6 protein-coding genes and 1 pseudogene are annotated in these 3228 nt (G+C 38.3%); 6 read left to right on the top strand and 1 reads right to left on the bottom strand.

The window, feature by feature from the left end:
* The 3 genes from REG_RS07675 to mscL all read left to right on the top strand — a co-directional run.
* Positions 1–228: DNA polymerase III subunit psi (locus REG_RS07675; RefSeq protein WP_006705124.1), on the top strand; the 228-nt coding region annotated here is incomplete at its 5' end.
* The gene (gene rimI, locus REG_RS07680) at positions 197–640 is read left to right on the top strand and encodes a ribosomal protein S18-alanine N-acetyltransferase (protein WP_006705125.1); all 444 of its coding nucleotides are present in this window, start codon (positions 197–199) and stop codon (positions 638–640) included. The genes REG_RS07675 and rimI, both read left to right, overlap by 32 nt.
* A gap of 110 nt (positions 641–750) precedes the next feature.
* Positions 751–1146 carry a large-conductance mechanosensitive channel protein MscL gene (gene mscL, locus REG_RS07685; RefSeq protein ID WP_006705126.1) on the top strand — a complete coding sequence of 132 codons (396 nt, stop codon included), beginning with the start codon at positions 751–753 and terminating at the stop codon, positions 1144–1146.
* A 630-nt stretch (positions 1147–1776) separates the two neighbouring features.
* Here mscL and sgrT read toward each other — a convergent pair.
* Complete coding sequence (gene sgrT / locus REG_RS14685; RefSeq protein ID WP_006705127.1) at positions 1777–2013, bottom strand: glucose uptake inhibitor SgrT; 237 nt, start codon at positions 2011–2013, stop codon at positions 1777–1779.
* 21 nt (positions 2014–2034) lie between these two features.
* On the opposite strand from sgrT, the gene REG_RS12790 reads away from it, so the two are divergent.
* From REG_RS12790 to thiP, 3 genes and pseudogenes are all read left to right on the top strand, one after another.
* Positions 2035–2223, top strand: a complete 189-nt coding sequence (locus tag REG_RS12790; RefSeq protein ID WP_141553651.1) for a hypothetical protein — start codon at positions 2035–2037, stop codon at positions 2221–2223.
* The gene (locus tag REG_RS07695) at positions 2220–2999 is read left to right on the top strand and encodes a thiamine ABC transporter substrate-binding protein (protein ID WP_006705128.1); all 780 of its coding nucleotides are present in this window, start codon (positions 2220–2222) and stop codon (positions 2997–2999) included. The genes REG_RS12790 and REG_RS07695 overlap by 4 nt, the downstream gene beginning before the upstream one ends.
* Positions 2975–3228 (top strand): annotated as a pseudogene (gene thiP, locus REG_RS11375) (thiamine/thiamine pyrophosphate ABC transporter permease ThiP); the annotation flags it as partial. The gene REG_RS07695 and the pseudogene thiP, both read left to right, overlap by 25 nt.

Genomic DNA, 3228 nt, shown 5'->3' on the forward strand with positions numbered 1-3228 from the left:
CTCACTCCTGAGCAAACTTACAGCTTAACGCCAAATCAACTTGCAGTGATACCCAAAGATAGGCAATACCACTATTGGTATCTAGGGAATCATGAACCTTTAACAGATGCTCAAGTGCACTTACAAAGCCCAGTATTGAATGAACTTTATCAAGATGGGCACGCCAAACGAGCACTCTGGCAACAAATTTGTCAATATGAAAAAGATTTCTATCCTGACGCCGGCTGATATAGCAGAAGCCTACCAGATTGAGCAAGCCAGCCATGTTTTTCCGTGGACTAAAAATGTTTTCGCCAGCAACCACGGCGAACATTATCTCAACTATAAATTAAGTGTTAATCACTGCTTAGCAGGATTTAGCATGACACAACTCATTATTGATGAAGCGACATTATTTAATATTGCCATTGCTCCACAATATCAGCGCCAAGGTTACGGGCGCTTACTGCTTGAGTATCTTATTGAACAGCTAATAATACGTCATGTTACGACATGTTGGCTTGAAGTTCGGCAATCAAACCTAAGCGCTATCGCTCTCTATAACAGCTTAAATTTTAAAGCAGTTTCAATGCGGAAAAACTATTATCCTTGCACTAAAGGAAATGAAAATGCCGTTATTATGAAGTTATCTTTGGCCTAATTAAAAATTTTTCGACAATGGCAGATCCCAAGCTAATATTAATCAATAACGTTTTAGAGCCTATTCAAAAGCTTCTTTGAACTACGCTCACTTGTGAAAAAGGAAGATCAATGAGCTTTATAAAAGAATTTCGTGAATTTGCCATGCGCGGCAATGTGGTTGATTTAGCCGTCGGGGTTATTATTGGTACGGCGTTCGGAAAAATTGTTTCCTCATTGGTTTTCGATATCATTATGCCTGTGTTAGGGCTTTTAATCGGCGGAATTGATTTTAAAAAATTTGCTTTTATCCTGCGTGCAGCTGAAAGTACAAACCCAGCAGTTATTATGAGTTATGGTTTGTTTTTGCAAAATATTTTTGATTTTTTAATTATTACATTAGCGATTTTTTCCACAATGAAATTAATGAATAACTGGCGCCGAAAACAACCCGAAGAAGTAGCAGTGCCAACCGCTGAAGAAAAGTTGTTAACTGAAAATCGTGATTTATTGAAAAATAAAATTTAGCCGCCCTCTAGCATTCGTACTTGTAAGATATATCTTACATCAACTGTAAGAGATCATTTATTTTTATAAAATACATATTCAGTATTTAATATTTATTCCTAATAAAATCATTATATTAAATATATTTTTTATAATAATGAAAAAATATACATAAGAATCTTTACAGTATATTGCCTCTATTAATTAATCCATTATCTTGCTATCAGGTAAATGGGATCCAGTGAGTTATGCGATATCATTATTGTTATCACTGATCGCTGTCGAGATAAATGGATACTCGATTCATCCCTGAATAAGAACGGTATTGTACGGAGTATAAACGACGTAACCGTGATAGTAGTATAAGCAAAGTATAGTGATATTCATTGTCTTAGATTACTAGCAATAGAAGAGAAGGATTAATGGCAGGATGCTACAAAAATGCAAAGGATTGCGGGTTAGGATAACCATTAAAAGGATAAGTTTTCAAGGACGAAGCAAGGAGCACTATTTTTAGCTGGATTGCTATAAAACGAACCCGAAGGCACTGTTCAACAGTGCCTTCTTCGTCATTGCTAAACACCATCCATCTCTGTTATTTGATTTAAATAAACTCCTTGAGCCCATTCAAAATCTTCTTGAGTATGATGGCTATTTTTGCAGAGCATGCCATTGAATGAGTTGTGCTAAAGTTTTTAAGCGCCAACCGGTTGATACCCAAGGCAGCCAATCAACCTGCCGATTAGCATAAAAATAATTTTTATAGAAGGTCTCGATAAGTACGCTTTCATAAATTCCTGTTATAATTTTCCTACCAATAATTATGAGCGTAGTATATAAAAAGATAAATTGAAGCCTGTTGCTACAATATTTATTTAATCTATTCATTTTTTCATAAAAGTATACACAATGAATTTCGAGTTACGGCAAGGCGGCAATCAATCGAATCCCTGGAGTGTATCCCCTTCGCCTTTGAAGTTGCCGCTAGGCGGCCAGAGTGTGAGACCGATGTACGTTGATTCGGCAAACACCCGCAGCCAACAACGCGGCGGCTTCAAAGGCGAAGGGGATAGATATATTTTAAGGAATATCAAGTGATTAAGCTTTTTATTTTCCACCTATTACTCATTGCTACCCCGCTCTCTGCTACCGAAACAAAACTACCCACGCTAACAGTTTATACTTACAGTGCTTTTATCGCCGACGGGGGATCTGGAGCTGCTATAAAAAAGAGCTTTGAGCTTGAATGCCATTGTAAACTTAAATGGGTGGCACTCAATGACAGTATTTCTTTATTTAACCGTTTACGGATGGAAGGGAAAAATAGTCCGGCGGACGTGGTTCTCGGTCTAGATAACAATTTATTGCACATCGCCGAACAAACAGGTTTGTTTACCAGCAGCCCCATCGATACTCAAGCACTAACACTACCAGAAAACTGGCACAATAAGATCTTTATTCCTTATAATTACGGCTATTTTGCTTTCATCTATCACAAAAATAAATTAAAAAATCCGCCTAAAAGTTTACAAGAACTGGTAGAAAGCAGCACCCCGTGGCGAATCATTTATCAGGATCCACGTACCAGTAATCCCGGCCTTGGTTTATTACTATGGATGCAAAAAGTATACGGAGCACAGGCACCTCAAGCTTGGCAACAATTAGCGAAAAAAACCGTTACTGTCACTCGAAGCTGGAGCGAAGCCTATGGTCTTTTTCTCAAGGATTGGATGTATCCAGCAATAAAAATAGCCCTCCCCGTAGATTTTACTTCTTTAGCCGTACCATCGAAGGCATTACAGTACCCTGCTAAAGAAATAGCAAAAAACCGTCTTCAATGGATCCAAGCATGGCAAACCGCCGTCAGTCATTAATTCCAGGTTGGTTACTTCCTGGCCTATTCACTGCCAGTCTATTATTCGGCTTAATTATTTTGATTTTTACTACTCTCTGGCAACATGCGCAGACTAGCAACTGGCAAAATATATGGCACGATAGCTATTTATGGCATGTGATTCGTTTTACCTTTTGGCAAGCGCTACTATCAACGTTACTCTCCATCCTACCCGCCATTTTTCTAGCGCGAGCACTTTACCGACGGCG

This window comes from Candidatus Regiella insecticola LSR1 (assembly GCF_000143625.1).
GTDB lineage: Bacteria > Pseudomonadota > Gammaproteobacteria > Enterobacterales > Enterobacteriaceae > Regiella > Regiella insecticola.

Bases quoted from the DNA above. Each gene is read 5' to 3' on its own strand.
- mscL (WP_006705126.1), top strand. From the start codon at position 751: ATGAGCTTTATAAAAGAATTTCGTGAATTTGCCATGCGCGGCAATGTG.
- rimI (WP_006705125.1), top strand. From the start codon at position 197: ATGAAAAAGATTTCTATCCTGACGCCGGCTGATATAGCAGAAGCCTAC.
- sgrT (WP_006705127.1), bottom strand. From the start codon at position 2,013: ATGAATAGATTAAATAAATATTGTAGCAACAGGCTTCAATTTATCTTT.
- REG_RS12790 (WP_141553651.1), top strand. From the start codon at position 2,035: ATGAATTTCGAGTTACGGCAAGGCGGCAATCAATCGAATCCCTGGAGT.